The sequence below is a fragment of the Streptomyces sp. NPDC060205 genome, from assembly GCF_042728395.1.
In the GTDB taxonomy this organism is placed as follows: Bacteria; Actinomycetota; Actinomycetes; order Streptomycetales; family Streptomycetaceae; genus Streptomyces.
In genome coordinates, this window is record NZ_JBHWZP010000060.1 from 15,981 (window position 1) to 36,559 (window position 20,579).

A 20,579-nucleotide genomic window follows, 5' to 3' on the forward strand; every position below is an offset into this window, starting at 1 on the left:
ATCATTCCGCGCGGGCGTGACTCAATTCACTGGCGCGGGCGGCCAATGTCCATAAAAAGGGTGATACGCAATATTCTGTGGGAGCGGACATGGGCGCCGGATACGGGCGCCATGTGCGGTCCTGGAGGCACGTGAAAGCGCCCCGGCTCATCCCGCCGTACGCGGAATCCTTTTCTCCCAGGTGCGGTGGAACACCACTTCGTCGCCGTCCCTGCAGATCACTTCGTTCGAGGTGATGAAGTCCGCCTCGTCGCAGGTGATTTCGGAGTGCGTCTCGACACTCGCGTCCCACGGCATTTCCGGCCGGTGCAGTCGCACGGACCAGTCGGACCGGGTGCGCGCGGACAACGGGTCGGACTCATTGATCGTGTACGTCTCCAGTGCGTCCTCGGTGAATTCGAGACCGTCCGGATAGACCCGGGTGCCGCCGTATCGCGGATCCACTTCCAGGCGCCATTCACCCTTCGCGACATCGCGGACCACGAGGCGTTCGGGGCGCGGCTCGTCCAGTGTGGCGGGGAAGTTCACGCCCAGCGGAGCCGACTGCTCCGGTTCCTCGAAGGTGATGGAGGGGTCCGACTCCTGGGCGCGGAGCGGTAGTTCCAGTTCGCTGCCGGACGGAGTGAGGGTGAAGCCCGCCTCCGAGCCCGGCTGGGGCCAGATCCACGGCCAGTACGCGGAGGACACCGCGAGCCGGATGCGATGGCCTGGCGGGAAGGCGTGGCCGATGCCGTTCAGTTCGAAGAGCACATCCTCCGTGGAGCCCGGTTCCCAGGGAACCACCTGGTCACGGCCATGACGGGCTGTCAGGTTCAGGGCGCCTCGGGTGACCAGCGTCGAGGAGCCGTCGGGTGCCACGTCGCACAGACGGGCCACTACTTGTCCACGTTTCGCCGCGGAGGTGAGCCTCAGGCGCACGCGCGGACGGCCCAGTACCCAGATCTCCTCCGGCACCTCGAACTCGAAGCACACCGACCGCGCGTCCTCCTCCCGCTGGTCCGGCGGCAGATCGGCCTCGTTGCCGAAGGGGAAGAAGCGGCCCGCGTCCAGCCCGGTGTGCTGCGGGGAGCGCACCGTGACGGGGGCGCCCTGGAGCGTGTACGGGACGTGCGCGACCAGGGGGGAGGGCCAGGCGGGGTCGCCGACCCAGCGGCCGGGCAGCACCGGGTACACCGTCGCCGGAGGGTGCGAGTCGCTGACGTACGAGCGAAGGAGCGGCTCGGACATGACTCCGGAGCCGGGACCGGAGCCGGAGCCGGAGCCGCCGGCCCCGGTGCCGCCGCTGTCGGCCCCGGTGTCGGTGTCGGTGTCCTTCAGCCAGTGGTCCCACCAGCGCAGCGTCTCCTGGAGGAAGCCGATGGCGGGACCCGGCGGCAGCCCCCGGTCGGGGTACTGGTGCGACCAGGGCCCGATCAGGCCCCGTACGCGGTCCGGCGGGAGGTGTTCCACGAGACGCAGCACGGTGTCCCGGTACGGGTCGTGCCAGCCGCCGACCGCCAGCACGGCCGCCCGGATCGCCGAGTAGTCCTCGCAGACGCTGCCGCGCCGCCACTGCTCGTCCCTCGTCTGGTGGGCGAGCCAGGTGTGCAGGAACGGATCGACCGACTCCAGTCGTTCCACCCACAGGTCGCGCCAGGACTCGCCCACGTACGCGGGATCGGGCGGGCGCGCCACGAACGCGAGCATGGTCGCCGCCCACGCGTGCATGTCGACGGCGAGTACGGAACCACCCATGTAGTGCACGTCGTTGTCGTAGCGGTCGTCCGACGAGCAGACCGTGACGACGGCCTTGAGCGGTTCGGGCGCGAGGGCCGCGATCTGGAGGGAGTTGAAGCCGCCCCAGGAGATGCCGAACATGCCGACCTTGCCGGAGCACCAGGGCTGGGCGGCGAGCCAGTCGACGACCTCGACGCCGTCGGCCAGTTCCGTCGCGGAGTACTCGTCACCCGGCAGGCCCTCGGAGTTGCCGTGGCCGCGGACGTCCACGCGCACGGAGGCGTAGCCGTGGCCCGCGTACCAGGGGTGGCGCTGCCAGTCGCGCGGGGCGGTCCAGTCGGTCAGCCGGTACGGGAGGTATTCGAGCAGCGCCGGTACGGGTTCGCCGCCGAGCGGACGCCACACGCGCGCGTAGAGCTTGGTTCCGTCCGCGAGGGGAACGCGGATGTCCTCGTGAAACGTCTCGCAGGGGAAGGACGTACGGATGCGCATGGGTGTCACCTCAGTGGACGGGGTGCATCGTGCGGCGCAGCCAGGGCGCCGCGGCGATCACGAGCAGACCGGCGGCCCCGGCGATCGCGCCGTTGACACCGAAGTACGCGGGCTTGGAGACGTCGTCGTAGAGCTTCACGGTCTGGGCCTGGATGCCGTTGGCGAGGGCCAGCGAGAGGAACCAGAGGGACATGGTCTGGCTGGCGAAGGCCTTCGGGGCGAGCTTCGTGGTGGCCGACATGCCGGAGGTCTCCAGGAGGATGTCGCCGAGCCCCAGCAGGAAGTACGAGCCGACGATCCACCAGACGGACATCAGGTAGTCGTCGCCGTCGTGGCCGGAGGTCGGCAGCACCATCAGCAGGAACGACAGTCCGCCGAGCACCACACCGAACGCGATCTTGTTGGAGGCGTGCGGCTGGCGGTGCCCCATCCGCACCCAGAGCGCGGCCACCACGGGGGCCAGCGCGACCTCGAAGGCGCCCAGGGCGGACGCGTACCAGCCGGCCGGGAAGTCGAAGCCGAGGATCGTCGTCTCGGCGTTCGAGGCGGCCAGCAGGATCATCGTCGAGTACGCCTGGAAGAGGATGAAGTTGAAGACCGTGGAGGCCAGGAAGAGCACGATGTACGGGCGCAGCCGGCCCCGTTCCTCGGCAGTCACCCGCGGGCTCCTGAACATCACCGTGAAGTAGACGACCGGCGCGATCACCGAGATCAGCGTCAGCAGGTCCACGAAGCGGTCCATCGTGAGCACTCCGGAGAGGGCCATTACGACCGCGAGAACGGCCGCGGCGAGGAGCCCCAGGACGATCAGCCGGACCGCGCGGCGCATGGCGCGGGGCGGCAGCGCGAACTCGGCCCCCTGTCCGCGTCCGGCCAGGTGACGGCGGCCCGCGACGTACTGGACCAGGCCGAGGGTCATGCCGACGGCCGCCGCGGAGAAGCCCCAGTGCCAGCCCCGGTGGTCGCCGAGCCAGCCGGTGATCAGCGGGCCCGCGAAGGCGCCCGTGTTGATGGCCATGTAGTACAGCGCGAAACCGGCGTCGCGGCGGTCGTCGTCGGTGCGGTAGAGCTTGCCGACCATGGTGGCGACGTTCGGCTTCAGCAGGCCCGTGCCCGCGCTGATCAGGCCGAGGCCGGCCCAGGTGGCCGCCGCGGTGGGCACCGCCATCGCGTAGTGGCCGCAGGCGATCAGGATCCCGCCCCACAGGACCGCCCGGTACGAGCCGAGGACCCGGTCCGCGAGCCAGCCGCCGACCACCGAGACCAGATAGACGAGCGTCCCGTACGCGGCCGACACGGAGGCGGCCGTTCCGGCGGACATGCCCATGCCTCCGTGGGCGACCGTGTCCGCGAAGTACAGGACGAGGATCGCCTGCATCCCGAGGAACGAGAAGCGCTCCCAGACCTCAAGACCGGAGAGGGTCAGCAGGCCCCTGGGCTGGCCGAAGAAGGCGTGGTCGTCCGCGGGGTCCGGGGACTCGTCCCCGGGCTCCGGATCGGGTGCGGAACCGGTTTCGATCGCACTGTGGGACAAGATCCACCACTTCCCGCACCACGTCCTGAAAAGCCATCCTCTTCCAGGAGGTATCCGTCAGTTGTCCGTCATATCGGCAGATCACGAACATACCTCCCGTGGTTCGATACCGCCCGGCCTGACCGAAGGGGCAAAAGGGATCAGCAGACGGGTGTCCGGCCGGGTGGTGGCGGGTGACGGGCGGGCGCTCATCGTGATCGAAAGACGACCGGATACGCTGACTTGAGTGCCAGCAGCGACACATCGACAAACACCCACAGCACAGAGCACACCCAGAGCATCCAGAGACCGCCGTTGAGAGCGTCAGCAGACAGGAGACCCTCGTGACCGTCGTCGGGCCGTTCGGGCTGAGCGTGCGGGACCAGGCTCTCGAAGCCGATGTCCAGGCCGGATTGGCGGCTGTCGAGGAGGGACTGCTCGAAGCGACCAAGAGCGAGGTCCCGTTCATCACGGAAGCCGCGCAGCACCTCGTGCGCGCGGGCGGCAAGCGGTTCCGGCCGCTGCTCGTGATGCTCGCCGCCCAGTTCGGTGATCCGTACGCGCCGGGGATCGTGCCGTCGGCGGTCGTCGTCGAGCTGACCCACCTCGCCACGCTGTACCACGACGACGTGATGGACGAGGCGGACGTGCGCCGCGGCGTGCCCAGCGCCAACAGCCGCTGGGACAACTCGGTCGCGGTCCTCACCGGCGACTTCCTCTTCGCGCGCGCCTCGCACATCCTGGCCGACCTGGGCCCCGAGGCCGTACGGGTCCAGGCGGAGGCGTTCGAGCGGCTGGTCACCGGCCAGATCCTGGAGACGGCCGGACCGCGGGACGGACGCGACCCGGTCGACCACTACATGGACGTGCTCGGCGGCAAGACCGGCTCCCTGATCGCCGTGGCCGGCCGGTTCGGCGCGATGATGTCGGGCGCCGACGAGACGGTCGTGGACGTGCTGACGCAGTACGGGGAGCGGCTCGGTGTCGCCTTCCAGCTCGCCGACGACGTGCTGGACATCGCGAGCGACTCGCGTGAGTCCGGCAAGACGCCGGGCACCGATCTGCGCGAGGGCATTCCGACGATGCCCGTCCTGCGGCTGCGCGAGCGCGTCGAGCGGCTGGGGCTCGCCGAGGACATCGCCCTCGCCGAACTGCTCGCCTCCGACCTGAGCGACGACGCACGGCACGCGGAGGCGCTGGCCAGGCTGCGCGTCCACCCCGCGCTCGACCAGGCCCGCCGCGACACCGTGCGGTACGCGGAGGACGCCCGTGCCACGCTGGCGCCGCTCGCGGAGTGCGACGCGAAGGCGGCCCTGGTGGAGCTGTGCGACGCCGTGGTGCACCGCGCGGGCTGACCTGCGCGTCTTTGCGTGCCGCGTGATCGTCCTGGGGGATTCCCGGAAGTGTGACTCAGGTCACGCACCTGGATTAAGTCCAGTCTGAGATTCGTTCCGCATTCCAGTGCAGAAGCTGACGCAGGGGGCGTCGGCCGGAGCACGGGGAGAGAAAGAATCATGGGGACGATCGTCACGTTCGCACAGCGCCGCAGGAAGCTCGTCATGACCGGTGTCGCGGTGGCCGCCGCGGCCGGGGTCGCCGCCGCCGTGCTTCCCGCGACGGCCGACAGCGGCAGCTCCGGCCGCGGCGCGAATTCGAGCACGGGCGCGGATCGCGCGGCGCACGAGGGTCACGGCGAAGGATCCATCGGGGTGCGGAGCGGCTCACTCGCCGGCGGCAAGGGCGGCACCATCCTCGCCGCCAGCCTGAACGGCGCGAACGAGGTACCGGTCAAGGGCGGCCCCGCGGTCGGCGACAAGGACGGCGCGGCGCTCGAATTCGTCAAGGTCAGGGGCGGCAAGGTGTCCGTCGCCGTCAAGTGGCGCGGCACCGGCAAGCCGGTCATGCTCCACATCCACCAGGGCGCCAAGGGCGTCAACGGCGGCGTCAAGGTCGACTTCACCAAGCTGCTCGACGACGCCCGGGGACGCACGGTCACCGGCACGGTCAAGGTGAAGGACGCGGCCCTGCTCAAGAAGCTGAAGGCCGACCCGGGCAGCTTCTACGCCAACCTGCACACGGCCGAGTTCCCGGGCGGCGCCGTCCGCGGCCAGCTCCACCAGGTCACCACGGACTTCGACTTCCGGCACGCGCTGGACAACTTCCAGGCCTCCGTCATCAAGGGCAAGCAGATCTACGAGTGCAAGAAGTCGGCCGACGGCACCAAGGCCTTCGCGCAGCGTGATGTGAGCGCCGTGCTGGGCGGGCCCATCGCCCACTCGTTCGTGAAGCCGAACTCGGGTACTCCGCAGTGGATCGCGGCCGACCGCAGCGCGGTGACCGGTGAGCTGATCTCCAAGACCCCGAACGGCGACAGGAACATCCCCGAACTGGACCTCAGGGCCACGCAGTCCGGCAAGCACCGGGGCCTGCTCGCGGGCACCGCGGAGATCCTGCGCCTGAACACCGTGGGCGGGGTGGCCCCGGCCGGCTCCTGCAAGGTGGGGACGATCGTGGGAGTGCCGTACGGAGCGGACTACGTCTTCGTGAACAACCGGTAGGCACAGGGCAGGCGAAGGGTTTCAGCGCGCTTCTGCGAGTGACACGGACGGCGTCTCCCCCGCACGACCCCTACGGGTCGGGGGCGGCGCCGTCCACCCGTGTCATACCCCAGGTGTACAAGGAGTTGGCTCCGAGGTCTGACGCTTACGGCCGACCGATTTGGTCAGATGGGACACACCACTTCACAGCAGTTCGGGTGACAATGGCGGCCAGGGTGGACGAGTGCGTGGACGGTTAGCCGCCGCCGACAACGGAGGTAGGGCACACATGGCACCGTACGGATCCGACGACAGCACGACCGAGGACGAGGCGGACGACAGGCGCGGCGGCCGGCAGAAAGCCGCGCGCTACGTCGTCCCCGTCGCGGTGGTGGGGGTGGCGGCGGCGACCATCGGGCTGGTCCCGGCGTTCGCGGGCTCCGGCGACCCCGACCTGCCGAAGGTCAGCGCCCAGCAGCTCATCGAGAAGATCGCCGCCTCGGACGTACAGCAGCTGTCCGGCACGGTGAAGATCAGCACGGACCTCGGCCTGCCGGACCTCGGCGGCCTGGAGAGCAGCCTCGGCGGTGCCGCCACGGGTGGCGGGCGCGACGGCTCGGGCTCGTCCGCGGACCCGTCGTCCAAGCTGATGGAACTGGCGTCCGGTACGCACACCCTGCGGGTCGCGTCCGACGGCGAGCACAAGCAGAAGCTGTCGGTCCTCGACAAGGCCGCCGAGTACAGCGTGATCCACAACGGCGACGAGGTGTGGGCGTACGACAGCAAGTCGAACGAGGCCTACCACCTGAAGGACGCCGCCGCCTCCTCCGACTCCGAGGAGAAGGGGAGGAAGGGCAGGTCCGAGGACGTGCCGGCCACGCCCAAGGAGCTGGCCGAGGAGGCACTGAAGGCGTCGGACGACACGACGTCCGTGACCGTCGACGGTACGGCGCGAATCGCCGGGCGGGACGCCTACAAGCTGCTGATCGAGCCGAAGCAGTCCGGTTCGACGGTCGGCGCGATCTCCATCGCCGTGGACGCGAAGACCGGTCTGCCGCTGAAGTTCACGCTCACCCCGGCGAGCGGCGGCGCGGCCGTCGTCGACGCGGGCTTCACCAAGGTCGACTTCTCCAGGCCGGCCGCGTCCACCTTCGACTTCACTCCGCCGAAGGGCGCGAAGGTCACCGAGGGCGACGAGCTGAAGTCCGGCGGCCCGGCGGGTAAGGGTGACGTGGACAAGGGCGACAAGGCCCGTCCCGGGAGCGGCAAGGGCGGCGAGGACCTGGGCAAGGAGTTCCAGGGCCTGAACGTCATGGGCGAGGGCTGGAGCTCCATCGCCCGGTTCGACACCGGCGGCGAGGGCCTGCCGTCGGAGAGCTCCGGCGGCGGCGACGCGGGCCGGTTCCTGGACTCGCTGGGCGACCAGGTCAGCGGCACGTTCGGCTCGGGCACGGTCTTCTCGACCCGCCTGATCAACGCGCTCATCACGGACGACGGCAAGGTCTACGCGGGCGCGGTCACCAAGGACGCGCTGGTGAAGGCGGCCAACGAGGCGAAGTAGGTCCCGTACCTGCCGACCCCTCCGACGGTGGGGTTCCCCGAGGGCAAGGCGAAGTGAGGGAGTCGATGGCGGAACTGTCCACCGCGGACGGGGACACGACGGGTGACGGCGACGCGGTGGACCCCCGTGCCACCGATGACGCCGGTGGCACGGGCGGCACGAGCGACGCCAGTGACACCGTGATCGCCACCCGTGCGCTGACCAAGCGCTACCGCGGTGGACAGCTCGCCGTCGACGGCCTCGACCTCGCCGTCCCGGCGGGCAGCGTCTTCGGCTTCCTCGGACCGAACGGCTCGGGGAAGACCACCACCATCAGAATGCTGATGGGCCTGATCGAGCCGACCTCCGGCACGGCCCGCGTCCTGGGCCGGCCCATGCCGCGCGCCACGGCGGCCGTGCTGCCGCACGTGGGCGCGCTCATCGAGGGCCCCGCGCTCTACGGCTTCCTCTCCGGCCGCGACAACCTCCTGCGGTACGACTCCGCCGACCCGGCCGCCGACCCGCGCACCCGGCGTGCCCGCGTGGCGACCGCGCTCGACCGCGTCGGGCTGACCGCCGCCGCGGGCAAGAAGGCGAAGGCCTACTCGCTGGGGATGAAACAGCGGCTCGGGCTCGCGGCCGCGCTGCTGCAGCCCCGCAAGCTGCTCGTGCTCGACGAACCGACCAACGGACTCGACCCGCAGGGGATGCGGGAGATCCGCGCCCTCGTCCGTGAGCTGGCCTCGGACGGCACGACCGTCTTCCTCTCCTCGCATCTGCTCGACGAGATCGAGCAGGTCTGCACGCATGCCGCGGTGATGGCACAGGGCCGGCTGATCACCCAGGGACCGGTGGCCGAGCTGGCGGCGGGCGCGCGCAGCCGGCTCGTCGTGACCACCCCCGATCCGGGCGAGGCGGCCCGGGTGCTGAAGGAGCAGGGGCTGAGCGATGTCGTGGCCGCCGAGGACCGGGTGAGCGCCGATCCACCGGACCGCGACCTCGCCGAGGTGAACGCGGCACTGGTCACGGCGGGTGTGCGCGTCCGCGGCTTCGGGATCGAACGGGCCTCGCTGGAGGACGCGTTCGTGGCGCTCACCGGGGAGGGTTTCGATGTCGCGGGCTGATACCGCCGAGCCGTCGGCGACGGGGAAGAGCACGGCAGGAGCCGCCGCGGGCAGGGCGCCGAGCCCGCTGTGGACCCTCGGACTGCTGCGCAACGAACTGGGCACCACGCTCCGCCGCTGGCGGACGATCGCACTGCTCGGGGTGCTCGCCGCCGTGCCGGTGCTGGTCGGCATCGCGGTCAAGATCGAGACGAGCGACGGGTCGTCCGCCGGAGGCGGCGGGGGAGAGGGACCCGCGTTCATCGCGCAGATCACCAACAACGGACTGTTCCTGGTGTTCACCGCACTGGCCGCCACGCTGCCGTTCTTCCTGCCGATGGCGGTCGGCGTCATCGCGGGCGACGCGATCGCGGGCGAGGCCAACGCGGGGACGCTGCGCTATCTGCTGGTCGCTCCGGCGGGGCGGACACGCCTGCTGCTCACCAAGTACGCGACCACGCTGGCCTTCTGCGTCATCGCCACCCTCGTCGTCGCGACCTCGGCGCTCGTCGTCGGCGCGCTCCTGTTCCCGCTGGGCGAGCTGACGACGATCTCCGGCACCCGCATCAGTTTCGGCGAAGGGCTGGGCCGGGCTGTGCTGATCGCGCTGACCGTGGCCGCGTCACTGATCGGGATCGCGGCGCTGGGGCTGTTCGTCTCGACCCTCACGAACAGCGGGATCGCGGCGATGGCGACGACCGTCGGTCTGCTGATCACCGTGCAGATCCTCGACCAGATCCCCCAGCTGCACGCGATACAGCCGTACATCTTCTCGCACTACTGGCTGTCCTTCGCCGACCTCATGCGCGACCCCGTCTACTGGGACGACCTGGTACGCAATCTGGAGCTCCAGGCGCTGTACGCGGCGGTGTTCGGCGCGGCGGCCTGGGCGCGGTTCACGGCGAAGGACATCACGGCGTAGTGCGGGGCCCGCCCTCGACCGGGGCCGGCCCTCAGCCCTCATCTCTCAGTCCTCAGCTCTCGTAGGGGAAGCGGGCGAGCGGGGGTTCCTGGGCGAAGAACGTCTTGGCGGCGGCCAGGGCGCGGGAGTCGTTCAGTACGTCCCCGGGCTTGCTGCCGTTGCCGAGGAGGACTCCGCCGAAGCGCATCCCCAGGTAGGCGGCCGAGTGGTTGAGGGTGCCGACGAGGGGACCGGCGACCTCCGGCTCCTCGTGCGCGAGCGCGGTGACGCCCCACAGGGTGCGTCCGGCCATCGTCTGCTTGAAGTCGATGCCGGGGGTGCGCAGCCAGCCCGACCAGTGGTCGAGATAGCGCTTGGTGGACGCGGACACGGAGTACCAGTACAGCGGTGAGGCGATGACGAGGTCCGTCGCCGCGAGCGTCGCGTCGAGAAGCGTCGCCCGGTGGTCGCCGGACGGCCGGACATGGTCGCTGTCGTGGCGCAGGTCCTCGAAGTCGGGCAGGGGGTGCTCGGCCAGATCGATCCAGCGCCGGGTGACATCGGCGGGCAGCTGCTCGGCGGCCCTGCGGGCCAGCAGTTCCGTGTTGCCGTTGCCGCGGCTGCTGCCCAGGAGGAAGAGGAAGTGGCGGGTCATGAGGGCTCCGTCATGTAGGGCGTCCGACGACTACACGCGTATGCAGTATATGCACACGCATGCAGTCGTGGACAGGCCCTGACTCCGGAGCGGGCGGGCGCCCGGCCGGGCTACTCCGACAGCTCCCACACCGCGTACGCGAGCGCGTCGCTGTTGCGGTTCAGGGCGGTGTCGTTGATGTTCGTCGTCGTGTCGCACGAGGAGTGGTAGCAGCGGTCGAACGCCACGCCCGCCGTGCCGCCCCACTTGGTCACCTGGGCGGCCGTCTTGCGGGTGCTGGCGCCGGTGAAGAGTCCGCCGACGGGGATGCCCGCGCTCTTGAAGTAGGCGTGGTCCGAGCGGCCGTCACCCTCGGTCTCGATCTCGGTGGCGACACCGAGACCGGTGAAGTAGTCCTTGAAGGTCTTCTCGATGGCCGGGTCGTCGTCGTAGACGAAGTAGCCGGGGTTCGGCGACCCGATCATGTCGAAGTTCAGATAGCCGCTGATCTTCGCGCGGTTGGCGGTGGTGAGGCTGTTGACGTAGTAGCGCGAGCCCACCATGCCCAGCTCCTCCGCTCCCCACCAGGCGAAGCGCAGATGCTTGGTGGGCTGGTACTGCGCCCGGGACACGGCGAGCGCGGCCTCCAGGACGGCCGCCGAGCCGGAGCCGTTGTCGTTGATGCCGGGCCCCGCGGAGACGCTGTCGAGGTGGGAGCCCGACATGACGACCTGGTTGGTGTCGCCGCCCGGCCAGTCGGCGATCAGGTTGTAGCCGGTGCTGCCGGAGGAGGTGAACTGCTGGATGGTGGTGGTGAATCCGGCCGCGTCCAGCTTGGCCTTCACGTAGTCGAGGGACGCCTTGTAGCCGGCGCGGCCGTGGGCGCGGTTGCCGCCGTTGGCGGTGGCGATGGACTGCAGCTGGGTGAGATGGGCCTTGACGTTGGCCACGGGTATGTCCGGTGCGGCGGCCACGCGCGCGGGCGCGGCGTCGGCTATCGCGCTCGTCGTGAGCAACGCGGCGATCGCCAGAGCGGCGGCACCCGTGGCGCGTCCGGGAACAGAGAGCTTCATGTGGGGGGCTCCGAATTCCTTTGGATTCCTTGGATTCCTTGCGGAAATGGGTGCCTGATGGTGAAGCTGAGGCTGATGTTCCGTCAAGAGCACAATCCGGTCAGCCGCGTTCGCATAGCGGATGCGGCTCAGTGGAGGCAGAACTCGTTGCCCTCCGGGTCGGCCATCACCACCCACTCGCCCGACGGTTCCTTCACCTCGCGGACGACGGTCGCGCCGAGCCCGGTCAGCCGCGCGACCTCGGCGTCCCGCTTCCCGCCCTCGGCGTGCAGGTCGATGTGCAGCCGGTTCTTCACGGTCTTCGGCTCCGGTACGCGCTGGAACAGCAGCCGCCGCCCGAGCCCGACTCCGGTCTCCTCCTGATACGGGTCCTGCGGGTGCCGTACGCCGGTCGCGTCCCGCCAGGCGTGGCGTCCGTGCGACTCGACGACCAGCTCGGGGGGTACGGCGCCGGCGCTCAGCAGGCGCTCGATCAGCGGACTGTGGTCCTCGACCAGGTAGTGGAGGGCGGCGCCCCAGAAATCGGCCTGGGCGTGCGGGTCGGCGGTGTCGACGACGAGCTTCCAGTGCAGGGGCGCGGGTGCGGAGGGTTCGGTCATGGTGACCATTTATAGGCGGAACCTGTGCGAGGTGTGACCCATTGGGCGTGATGGGGGCGGGCCTCAACGATTGCGCAGTTCCCCGCGCCCCTGAGTGTCTTCAGCCTCTCCGGCGTTTGAGGAGCGGGGGTTCGGGGGCGGAGCCCCTGAGGCAGGTACGGGACGGGTAGGGGCGGCGGGGGCGAGAAAAGCCCCTCGGACGCCCCCCGCGATGTCGCCATACTGTTCGCATGACCGCAGACGCCTCCGTCCCGTCAACTCCCGTCCTCCCACAGCGCACCCGCGTCGTCATCGTGGGCGCCGGCCCCGCCGGGCTGACGCTCGCCAACATCCTGCGGGCCGCCTCCGTGGACTGCGTGGTGCTGGAGACCGAGAGCAGGCAGTTCATCGAGCAGCGTCCGCGCGCGGGGTTCCTGGAGGAGTGGGCGGTCCGCGCGCTGGACGGGCGCGGCCTCGCGGACCGGCTGCTGCAGAACACGGTCGTGCACACCGAGTGCGAGTTCCGGTTCGCTGGGGAGAGCCACCGCTTCCCGTACACGGGTGTGTCGGGGCAGCGGCACTACGTCTATCCGCAGCCGCTCCTGGTGACCGACCTGGTGCGGGAGTACGCGGACGTCCGCGGCGGCGACATCCGCTTCGGCGTCCGTGACGTCGAGCCGGCCGGTACGGACACCGGCGAGCCGTCGGTGGCGTACACCGATCCTGGGACGGGTGAACGCGTGCGGCTCGACTGCGACTTCGTCGCGGGGTGCGACGGCGCGCGCGGGGTGACCCGCGACCACATGCCGGCGGAGCACGTCTCGATCGCCCGGCACGACCTGGGCGTCGGCTGGCTGGCCCTCCTCGCCGAGGCGCCCCCGTCCTCCGACTGCGTGGTCTTCGGCATCCATCCGCGCGGGTTCGCCGGGCACATGGCCCGCAGTCCGCAGGTCACCCGTTACTACCTGGAGTGCCCGCCGGGCGACGACCCGGACAACTGGTCGCACGACCGCGTCTGGTCGGAGCTGCACGAACGGCTCGCGGCGGACGGGGCCCGGCCGCTCATCGAGGGCGAGCTGATCGAGAAGCGGGTCCTGGCCATGCACAACTACGTGGTGGAGCCGATGGCGTACGGGCGGCTGTATCTGGTGGGGGACGCGGCCCATCTGCTCGCACCGATCGGCGCGAAGGGCATGAACCTCGCGCTCCACGACTCCCTGCTGCTCGGCGACGCGCTCGTCGCCCACTACGGCAAGGGGGACGACAGCGGGCTGCGCGACTACTCGCGGAGGTGTCTGCGGCGGGTGTGGCAGTACCAGGAGTTCTCACAGTGGCTGTCCGAGGTGTACCACGGTGTCTCGTCCGGCGATCCGTTCCGTGCGGGGGTCGCGCGGGCGCGGATGCGGCGGACCCTCGGCTCGCCCGCCGCCGCGGCCGGATTCGCCGAACTGTTCCTCGGCAAGGACACCGACTACTGAGGGCGGCCCGCCCGCTCCTGCCCGGCCGTCCCGGTGGCCTCGGCCGCCGCCGCCTCTGCCGCCGCCTCCGCGGTCGCCGAGGCCGCGGCGATCGCCGCGTTCCGCAGGGCCGTCCGCGACCGGCGGGCCGTGCGCAGCGCGTCCCAGGTCAGCAGCGACAGCGCGGCCCACACGAGGGCGAACCCGGCCCACCGCTCGGGCGGCATGGCCTCGTGGAAGTACAGGATGCCGAGCAGGAACTGCAGCACGGGCGCCAGATACTGCAGCAGCCCCAGCGTGGACAGCGGCACCCGGATCGCCGCCGCGCCGAAGCACACGAGCGGCAGGGCGGTGACCACACCGGTCGCGGCCAGCAGCACCGCGTGCCCGGCGCCCTCGTTGCCGAAGGTCGCGTCACCCCGGGCCGACAGCCACACCAGATAGCCGAGCGCGGGCAGGAACTGGACGGCGGTCTCCGCGGCCAGCGACTCCAGACCGCCGAGGTTGAGCTTCTTCTTCACCAGTCCGTACGTGGCGAAGGAGAAGGCGAGGCACAGGGAGATCCACGGCGGCTGGCCGTAGCCGACGGTCAGGACGAGCACCGCGGCGAAGCCGGTGCCGACCGCCGCCCACTGGGCGGGCCGCAGCCGTTCCTTCAGGAGCAGGACGCCGATCGCGATGGTGACCAGGGGGTTGATGAAGTAGCCGAGGGACGCCTCCACCACATGGCCGCTGTTCACGGCCCAGATGTAGACGCCCCAGTTGATGGTGATCACGCCCGCCGCGACGGTGATCAGGCCCAGCTTGCGCGGCTGGCGCAGCAGGGGGAGGGCCCAGTTCCAGCGCCGCATCACCACGAGGGCGATCAGCACGAAACCGAGGGACCAGACCATGCGGTGGGCGAGGATCTCCCCGGCGCCCGCCGGTTCGAGGAACGGCCAGAAGAGAGGCACGAGCCCCCACATGCCGTACGCCGCGAAACCGTTCAGCAGACCGATCCGCTGTTCGCCCTTGGACTCCGGACCCATGTCCGGACCTGTGTGCTGTTCGCCCTCGGACTCCACCGGCACGGCCCCTCCTTCTCTCTCGCCTCACGCGCAAGCTCAAGCCCTGACGCAAGCCCAAGCTCCAAGAAGGTAGCGCCAAGCACCCCCGCTCGTCATGCCCGTATCGCCATACGGTCATGACAGGCGGAGGTGCGCGTCCCGTGCGTGTACGGGGTGGGGGTGGGCCTCAGCCCTTGAGCGCCGCCGCGACCGACTCCGCGATCGGCGTGGTCGGACGGCCGGTCAGCCGGGAGAGGTCGCCCGAGTCGACGATCAGCTCGCCCTTCTCGATGGACACGTCGACACCGGCCAGGATCTCGGCGAACGGCGCGGGCAGGCCGGCGCCGGTCAGGATGCCCTTGAACGTCTCGGCGGGAACGGCGTTGTAGACGATCTCCTTGCCGGACGCCTGCGCCACGGCGGCGGCGTACTCGGCGAAGCTGAAGGCGGTGTCGCCGCCCAGCTCGTACGTCTTGTTCTCGTGGCCCTCGCCGGTCAGCACGGCCACGGCGGCGGCCGCGTAGTCCGCGCGGGAGGCGGCGGAGATCCGGCCCTCGCCGGCGGCCTGGACGACGGCGCCGTGTTCGAGGACGGGGGCCAGGTTCTCGGTGTAGTTCTCGTTGTACCAGCCGTTGCGCAGCAGGGCGTACGTCACGCCGGACTCCAGGATGGCCGCCTCGGTGCCCCGGTGGTCGTCGGCCAGTGCGGCGGTCAGGGTGCCGGGAGCGCTGGTGTAGGCGAAGAGCGCGACCCCGGCGGCCCGGGCGGCGTCGAGGACGACCTTGTGCTGCGCGACGCGGCCCTTGTCGAACTCGTTGCCGGAGATGAGCAGCACCCGGTCGCCGGCGGAGAAGACACTGCCGAACGTCTCCGGAGCGTTGTAGTCGGCGACCGCGATGCGCACGCCGCGGGCGGCGAGGTCCGCCGCCTTCTCCTTGTTGCGGACGACGGCGACGACCTGGTCGGCCGGGACCTTCTCCAGCAGTCCCTCGACGACAAGGCGGCCGAGGTGTCCGGTGGCTCCGGTGACGACAATGCTCATGGTGGAAACAACTCCTTGTGGGGTGGGTACGTACTCACCATAGGAGCTGCACTAACTCTGGGAAAGTACCCACTTTGAAGTAAGGTACCTCCATGACGGTAAGTACATCGGCAGTGCACGGCGCGGCAGCGACCGGCCCGGCGGCAGTGGGTCCGGCGGCCAGTCCGATCGTGGACAAGTACTCCACTGGCGAGGGGATGTGCCCCTACCGCCTCGTCCTGGAGCACGTCACCAGCCGCTGGGGCGTCCTGGTCCTGATCGAGCTCAGGGAGCGCCCGCACCGCTTCAGCGAGCTGCGCCGGGCGATCGGCAGGGTCAGCGAGAAGATGCTCACGCAGACCCTGCAGACCCTGGAACGCGACGGCCTCGTCCACCGCGACGCCAAGCCGGTCATACCCCCGCGCGTCGACTACTCCCTCACCGACCTGGGCAGGGAGGCCGCCGAACAAGTCCTGGCCCTGGCCCTGTGGACCGAGCAGCGGATGGACGCGGTGGAAAAGGCCAGGCGGGCGTACGACGAGGCCCGGTCGTAGACACGACGACCGGACCTCGCTCAGAGGGGGCAGCGCCCCGAAGGGGCGCGGGGAACTGCGCGCCCAGCCACGACGTACCCGCAGACGGAACACAGCCTTCTCGGCTGAGCCCAGGGGCGCGGCGGCGCAGTGCAGAGGTCAGCCCACAACCGTCCACGCATCCCCGCCGGTGAGCAGCGCGGACAGATCCCCCTTGCCGTTCTGCTCGATCGCGGAATCGAGCTGCTCGGCCATCTGTGTGTCGTACACCGCCCGGTCCACGGCCCGCAGCACCCCGATCGGCGTGTGGTGCAGCGTGTCCGGATCGGCGAGCCGGGACAGCGCGAACGCCGTCGTCGGCGAGGCGGAGTGCGCGTCGTGGACGAGGATCAGCGGCTCGTTCTCCGGCGTGACGGTGACGACCTTCAGGTCACCGGTCACCGCGTCGCGCACGACACCCTTGGAGCCGAGGCCGTCCTCCAGCGGGGCGCCGAAGCGGATCGGCCGCCCGTGCTCCAGGCGGATCACCGCCTCCTCGGCCTGCCGGCGGTCCTTGAGGACCTCGAAGGCGCCGTCGTTGAAGATGTTGCAGTTCTGGTAGATCTCGACGAGGGCCGTGCCCGGATGGGCGGCGGCCTGCCGCAGGACCTCGGTGAGGTGCTTGCGGTCGGAGTCCACGGTCCGCGCCACGAACGACGCCTCCGCGCCGATCGCGAGCGACACCGGGTTGAAGGGCGCGTCGAGCGATCCCATCGGCGTGGACTTGGTGATCTTCCCGACCTCGGAGGTCGGCGAGTACTGGCCCTTGGTGAGCCCGTAGATCCGGTTGTTGAACAGCAGGATCTTCAGGTTCACGTTCCGCCGCAGCGCGTGGATCAGGTGGTTGCCGCCGATGGACAGCGCGTCGCCGTCCCCGGTGACGACCCACACCGACAGGTCCTGCCGCGAGGAGGCGAGCCCGGTCGCGATGGCGGGCGCGCGGCCGTGGATGGAGTGCATCCCGTACGTGTTCATGTAGTACGGGAAGCGGGACGAGCATCCGATGCCCGAGACGAAGACGATGTTCTCCTTCGCCAGGCCGAGTTCGGGCATGAAGCCCTGTACGGCGGCGAGGATCGCGTAGTCACCGCAGCCGGGGCACCAGCGCACTTCCTGATCGGACTTGAAGTCCTTCATGGACTGCCTGGCCTCGGCTTTGGGCACCAGAGTGAGCGCCTCGATCGTGCCCGAGCCTTCCGTGGTCGTCTCAGCCATCGATGGCCTCCTTGAGAGCCGTGGCGAGCTGCTCAGCCTTGAACGGCATGCCGTTCACCTGGTTGTACGAGTGGGCGTCCACCAGGTACTTCGCCCGGACCAGCGTGGCCAGCTGGCCGAGGTTCATCTCGGGGATGACCACTTTGTCGTAACGCTTCAGCACCGCGGCGAGATTCCGCGGGAAGGGGTTGAGGTGACGCAGATGGGCCTGCGCGATGTGCTCACCGGCGGCCCGCAGCCGGCGTACCGCCGCGGTGATGGGTCCGTAGGTCGAACCCCAGCCCAGGACCAGCGTGTCCGCCGTCCCGGTGAGGTCGTCGACCTCCACGTCGGGGACGTCGATGCCGTCGATCTTCGCCTGCCGGGTGCGGACCATGAAGTCGTGGTTGGCCGGGTCGTAGCTGATGTTGCCCGTGCCGTCCTGCTTCTCGATGCCGCCGATGCGGTGCTCAAGGCCCGGCGTGCCCGGGATCGCCCACGGCCGGGCCAGCGTCTTGGGATCGCGCTTGTAGGGCCAGAAGACCTCGGTGCCGTCGTCCAGCGTGTGGTTGGGGCCCTGTGCGAACTGCACCCGCAGATCGGGCAGCTCGTCGGTCTCGGGGATGCGCCACGGCTCCGAGCCGTTGGCCAGGTAGCCGTCGGAGAGCAGCAGCACAGGCGTGCGGTACGCGAGTGCGATCCGGGCCGCCTCGACGGCCGCGTCGAAACAGTCGGCGGGCGTACGGGGCGCCACGATCGGCACCGGCGCCTCGCCGTTGCGCCCGTACATCGCCTGCAGCAGGTCGGCCTGCTCGGTCTTGGTCGGCAGCCCCGTCGAGGGCCCGCCGCGCTGGATGTCGATCACCAGCAGCGGCAGTTCGAGGGAGACGGCGAGCCCGATCGTCTCGCTCTTGAGCGCCACGCCCGGACCGGACGTCGTGGTCACCGCCAGCGAGCCGCCGAAGGCCGCGCCGAGCGCCGCCCCGATCCCCGCGATCTCGTCCTCGGCCTGGAAGGTGCGTACACCGAAGTTCTTGTGCTTGCTCAGCTCGTGCAGGATGTCGGAGGCGGGAGTGATCGGGTACGAGCCCAGGTACAACGGCAGGTCGGCCTGCCGGGAGGCGGCGATCAGCCCGTACGACAGGGCCAGGTTCCCGGAGATGTTCCGGTAGGTGCCCGTGGGGAAGGCCTGGGTGGCGGGGGCGATCTCGTACGAGACGGCGAAGTCCTCGGTCGTCTCGCCGAAGTTCCAGCCCGCCCGGAACGCGGCGATGTTCGCCGCCGCGATGTCGGGCTTCTTGGCGAACTTGGTCCGCAGGAACTTCTCGGTGCCCTCGGTCGGCCGGTGGTACATCCAGGACAGCAGGCCCAGCGCGAACATGTTCTTGCTGCGCTCGGCCTCCTTGCGGGTGAGGTCGAACGACTTCAGCGCCTCGACGGTCAGCGTGGTCAGCGGCACCGGATGGACGGAGTACCCGTCCAGCGAACCGTCCTCCAGCGGGCTGGCCGCGTACCCGACCTTCGACATCGCCCGTTTGGTGAACTCGTCCGTGTTGACGATGATCTCCGCGCCGCGCGGAACGTCGGCGATGTTCGCCTTCAGGGCGGCCGGATTCATCGCCACCAGCACGTTGGGCGCGTCGCCCGGCGTGAGGATGTCGTGGTCGGCGAAATGCAGCTGAAAAGAAGAAACGCCCGGCAGTGTTCCTGCGGGCGCACGGATCTCGGCGGGGAAGTTCGGCAGTGTCGAAAGGTCGTTCCCGAACGATGCCGTCTCGGAGGTGAAGCGGTCTCCGGTGAGCTGCATACCGTCACCCGAGTCCCCCGCGAACCGGATGATCACCCGATCGAGCCGGCGTACGTCCTTCTCGCCCGCCGGTTTGCGCTGTTCTCCTACGACGGCTCCGTCGGCCTGCTCAGCTGGACTGCTGACCTGACTGGTCACTGAAGTGAACCTCCTTCGAGGCGGCTGTCCGGGTGAGGCCCTCCCGCAGGCCTCCACCCCGGGCCCAACCCTACGTCGGCACGGGGCGCCCGCCCCGGGAAGCTCTCATGACGGACGCCGTTTCGAGACTGTCGTACATCCTGTTTTGCCACGATTGCTCCGCCCCCCGGAGTTACCAGTGAAGACGCTCCGTACACATTCTCGGTTCTCGCACTCGGACCACGCTGTATCCCGGACGCGAGCCTGCGACACAGACCCCTGACACGGTGTCAGCTCCCCCGGTCATCGGATAGCTCAGGACTCCAGGCAGATCAAGACTTCGGACAGGCCAACAAGGCTTCGGACAGGCCATCAAGGCTTCAGGCAGGCCATCGGTACTCGGACAGGCCATCGGCACTTCGGACAGGTCATCAGGACTTCAGATAGGTCAGGACCGCGAGAACGCGCCGGTGGTCCCCGTCGCTCTGGGACAGCCCCAGTTTCATGAAGATGTTGCTCACGTGCTTCTCGACCGCGCCGTCGCTGACCACGAGCTGCCGGGCGACCGCGGAGTTGGTCCGTCCCTCGGCCATCAGCCCGAGGACCTCCCTCTCGCGCGGGGTGAGCCCCGCGAGGACGTCCTGCTTGCGGCTGCGCCCGAGCAGCTGCGCGACGACCTCCGGGTCGAGAGCGGTGCCGCCGCGGGCCACGCGGACGACCGCGTCCACGAACTCCCTCACTTCGGCTACCCGGTCCTTGAGGAGATAGCCGACGCCGGTGGTGGAACCGGCCAGCAGTTCGGTGGCGTACTGCTCCTCCACGTACTGCGACAGCACCAGCACGCCGAGCCCCGGATGCTGCCTGCGCAACTGCACGGCCGCCTTCACACCCTCGTCGGTGTGGGTCGGCGGCATCCGGACGTCCGCGACGACGACGTCCGGCAGCGCGTCCTGCGCCGCGAACTCCGTGATCGTCTTGATCAGCGCGTCCCCGTCCCCGACACCGGCGATCACCTCGTGCCCGCGGTCGGTCAGCAACCGGGTCAGGCCCTCCCGAAGCAGCACTGAATCCTCGGCGATGACCACGCGCACTCTGTCCTCCACGATTCTCGGCCCCCCAGCCCGTCCCGCACATACGTCCGCCCCCAGCATCCCAGCATTTCCCCTCGCGGGGGGCTGCTCGGCGCTGTTGCCGTCCGCGGGCGCGTAGGGGCTGGTCGCGCAGTTCCCCGCGCCCCTTCTCCAGGGGCGCGGGGGACGGCGCCATGATTGGATCAGT

The 20,579-nt window shown here is 69.9% G+C and carries 17 protein-coding genes; 7 read left to right on the plus strand and 10 right to left on the minus strand.

Features of this window, described 5'->3' with window-relative positions; translation table 11 throughout:
* Positions 1–147: 147 nt before the first annotated feature.
* Both ACFWGJ_RS13630 and ACFWGJ_RS13635 read right to left on the minus strand, forming a co-directional pair.
* The gene (locus ACFWGJ_RS13630; RefSeq protein WP_387323366.1) at positions 148–2,208 is read right to left on the minus strand and encodes a CocE/NonD family hydrolase; all 2,061 of its coding nucleotides are present in this window, start codon (positions 2,206–2,208) and stop codon (positions 148–150) included.
* Positions 2,209–2,218: 10 nt separating this feature from the next.
* Positions 2,219–3,742, minus strand: coding sequence for a peptide MFS transporter (locus tag ACFWGJ_RS13635; protein ID WP_387323369.1), 1,524 nt, complete (start codon positions 3,740–3,742; stop codon positions 2,219–2,221).
* Positions 3,743–4,065: 323 nt separating this feature from the next.
* Between ACFWGJ_RS13635 and ACFWGJ_RS13640 the strand changes: the two genes are divergently transcribed.
* The 5 genes from ACFWGJ_RS13640 (at position 4,066) to ACFWGJ_RS13660 (ending at position 9,823) form a co-directional block, all read left to right on the plus strand.
* Positions 4,066–5,076 carry a polyprenyl synthetase family protein gene (locus tag ACFWGJ_RS13640; protein WP_387323372.1) on the plus strand — a complete coding sequence of 337 codons (1,011 nt, stop codon included), beginning with the start codon at positions 4,066–4,068 and terminating at the stop codon, positions 5,074–5,076.
* Positions 5,077–5,235: 159 nt separating this feature from the next.
* Positions 5,236–6,279 carry a CHRD domain-containing protein gene (locus tag ACFWGJ_RS13645; protein ID WP_387323374.1) on the plus strand — a complete coding sequence of 348 codons (1,044 nt, stop codon included), beginning with the start codon at positions 5,236–5,238 and terminating at the stop codon, positions 6,277–6,279.
* A 268-nt stretch (positions 6,280–6,547) separates the two neighbouring features.
* Positions 6,548–7,819, plus strand: a complete 1,272-nt coding sequence (locus ACFWGJ_RS13650) for an outer membrane lipoprotein carrier protein LolA (protein WP_387323378.1) — start codon at positions 6,548–6,550, stop codon at positions 7,817–7,819.
* A gap of 65 nt (positions 7,820–7,884) precedes the next feature.
* Positions 7,885–8,922 (plus strand): ABC transporter ATP-binding protein, encoded by a 1,038-nt coding sequence (locus ACFWGJ_RS13655; RefSeq protein WP_387323381.1) that lies wholly within the window; start codon positions 7,885–7,887, stop codon positions 8,920–8,922.
* On the plus strand, positions 8,909–9,823 hold the full coding sequence (locus tag ACFWGJ_RS13660) for an ABC transporter permease (protein ID WP_387323384.1): 915 nt from the start codon (positions 8,909–8,911) through the stop codon (positions 9,821–9,823). Before ACFWGJ_RS13655 ends, ACFWGJ_RS13660 begins: the two co-directional genes overlap by 14 nt.
* A gap of 52 nt (positions 9,824–9,875) precedes the next feature.
* On the opposite strand, the gene ACFWGJ_RS13665 is transcribed toward ACFWGJ_RS13660, so the two are convergent.
* From ACFWGJ_RS13665 to ACFWGJ_RS13675, 3 genes are all read right to left on the minus strand, one after another.
* On the minus strand, positions 9,876–10,457 hold the full coding sequence (locus ACFWGJ_RS13665) for a flavodoxin family protein (RefSeq protein ID WP_387323386.1): 582 nt from the start codon (positions 10,455–10,457) through the stop codon (positions 9,876–9,878).
* A 110-nt stretch (positions 10,458–10,567) separates the two neighbouring features.
* Positions 10,568–11,509 carry a M28 family metallopeptidase gene (locus ACFWGJ_RS13670; RefSeq protein WP_387323389.1) on the minus strand — a complete coding sequence of 314 codons (942 nt, stop codon included), beginning with the start codon at positions 11,507–11,509 and terminating at the stop codon, positions 10,568–10,570.
* 128 nt (positions 11,510–11,637) lie between these two features.
* On the minus strand, positions 11,638–12,108 hold the full coding sequence (locus tag ACFWGJ_RS13675) for a VOC family protein (protein WP_387323392.1): 471 nt from the start codon (positions 12,106–12,108) through the stop codon (positions 11,638–11,640).
* A 230-nt stretch (positions 12,109–12,338) separates the two neighbouring features.
* Here ACFWGJ_RS13675 and ACFWGJ_RS13680 point away from each other — a divergent pair, with 230 nt between their 5' ends.
* Positions 12,339–13,565, plus strand: coding sequence for a 4-hydroxybenzoate 3-monooxygenase (locus tag ACFWGJ_RS13680; protein WP_387323395.1), 1,227 nt, complete (start codon positions 12,339–12,341; stop codon positions 13,563–13,565).
* Here ACFWGJ_RS13680 and rarD read toward each other — a convergent pair.
* Both rarD and ACFWGJ_RS13690 read right to left on the minus strand, forming a co-directional pair.
* A complete protein-coding gene (gene rarD, locus ACFWGJ_RS13685; RefSeq protein ID WP_387323407.1) occupies positions 13,559–14,572 on the minus strand; it encodes an EamA family transporter RarD in 1,014 nt (337 codons plus the stop codon). The two genes, ACFWGJ_RS13680 and rarD, sit on opposite strands and share 7 nt — an antisense overlap.
* Before the next feature lie 205 nt (positions 14,573–14,777).
* A complete protein-coding gene (locus tag ACFWGJ_RS13690; protein ID WP_387323398.1) occupies positions 14,778–15,632 on the minus strand; it encodes an SDR family oxidoreductase in 855 nt (284 codons plus the stop codon).
* A 197-nt stretch (positions 15,633–15,829) separates the two neighbouring features.
* Here ACFWGJ_RS13690 and ACFWGJ_RS13695 point away from each other — a divergent pair, with 197 nt between their 5' ends.
* Positions 15,830–16,165, plus strand: a complete 336-nt coding sequence (locus ACFWGJ_RS13695; protein WP_381833294.1) for a winged helix-turn-helix transcriptional regulator — start codon at positions 15,830–15,832, stop codon at positions 16,163–16,165.
* A 138-nt stretch (positions 16,166–16,303) separates the two neighbouring features.
* Here the strand turns inward: ACFWGJ_RS13695 and ACFWGJ_RS13700 are convergent, their stop codons facing one another.
* From ACFWGJ_RS13700 to ACFWGJ_RS13710, 3 genes are all read right to left on the minus strand, one after another.
* Positions 16,304–17,398, minus strand: a complete 1,095-nt coding sequence (locus ACFWGJ_RS13700; protein ID WP_384801087.1) for a 2-oxoacid:ferredoxin oxidoreductase subunit beta — start codon at positions 17,396–17,398, stop codon at positions 16,304–16,306.
* The gene (locus tag ACFWGJ_RS13705) at positions 17,391–19,322 is read right to left on the minus strand and encodes a 2-oxoacid:acceptor oxidoreductase subunit alpha (RefSeq protein ID WP_387323401.1); all 1,932 of its coding nucleotides are present in this window, start codon (positions 19,320–19,322) and stop codon (positions 17,391–17,393) included. Before ACFWGJ_RS13705 ends, ACFWGJ_RS13700 begins: the two co-directional genes overlap by 8 nt.
* A gap of 410 nt (positions 19,323–19,732) precedes the next feature.
* The gene (locus ACFWGJ_RS13710) at positions 19,733–20,404 is read right to left on the minus strand and encodes a response regulator transcription factor (RefSeq protein WP_107020952.1); all 672 of its coding nucleotides are present in this window, start codon (positions 20,402–20,404) and stop codon (positions 19,733–19,735) included.
* Between the last annotated feature and the right edge of the window lie 175 nt (positions 20,405–20,579).

Bases quoted from the DNA above. Each gene is read 5' to 3' on its own strand.
- ACFWGJ_RS13630 (WP_387323366.1), bottom strand. From the start codon at position 2,208: ATGCGCATCCGTACGTCCTTCCCCTGCGAGACGTTTCACGAGGACATC.
- ACFWGJ_RS13645 (WP_387323374.1), top strand. From the start codon at position 5,236: ATGGGGACGATCGTCACGTTCGCACAGCGCCGCAGGAAGCTCGTCATG.
- ACFWGJ_RS13650 (WP_387323378.1), top strand. From the start codon at position 6,548: ATGGCACCGTACGGATCCGACGACAGCACGACCGAGGACGAGGCGGAC.
- ACFWGJ_RS13655 (WP_387323381.1), top strand. From the start codon at position 7,885: ATGGCGGAACTGTCCACCGCGGACGGGGACACGACGGGTGACGGCGAC.
- ACFWGJ_RS13660 (WP_387323384.1), top strand. From the start codon at position 8,909: ATGTCGCGGGCTGATACCGCCGAGCCGTCGGCGACGGGGAAGAGCACG.
- ACFWGJ_RS13665 (WP_387323386.1), bottom strand. From the start codon at position 10,457: ATGACCCGCCACTTCCTCTTCCTCCTGGGCAGCAGCCGCGGCAACGGC.
- ACFWGJ_RS13670 (WP_387323389.1), bottom strand. From the start codon at position 11,509: ATGAAGCTCTCTGTTCCCGGACGCGCCACGGGTGCCGCCGCTCTGGCG.
- ACFWGJ_RS13675 (WP_387323392.1), bottom strand. From the start codon at position 12,108: ATGACCGAACCCTCCGCACCCGCGCCCCTGCACTGGAAGCTCGTCGTC.
- ACFWGJ_RS13680 (WP_387323395.1), top strand. From the start codon at position 12,339: ATGACCGCAGACGCCTCCGTCCCGTCAACTCCCGTCCTCCCACAGCGC.
- rarD (WP_387323407.1), bottom strand. From the start codon at position 14,572: ATGGGTCCGGAGTCCAAGGGCGAACAGCGGATCGGTCTGCTGAACGGT.
- ACFWGJ_RS13690 (WP_387323398.1), bottom strand. From the start codon at position 15,632: ATGAGCATTGTCGTCACCGGAGCCACCGGACACCTCGGCCGCCTTGTC.
- ACFWGJ_RS13695 (WP_381833294.1), top strand. From the start codon at position 15,830: ATGTGCCCCTACCGCCTCGTCCTGGAGCACGTCACCAGCCGCTGGGGC.
- ACFWGJ_RS13700 (WP_384801087.1), bottom strand. From the start codon at position 17,398: ATGGCTGAGACGACCACGGAAGGCTCGGGCACGATCGAGGCGCTCACT.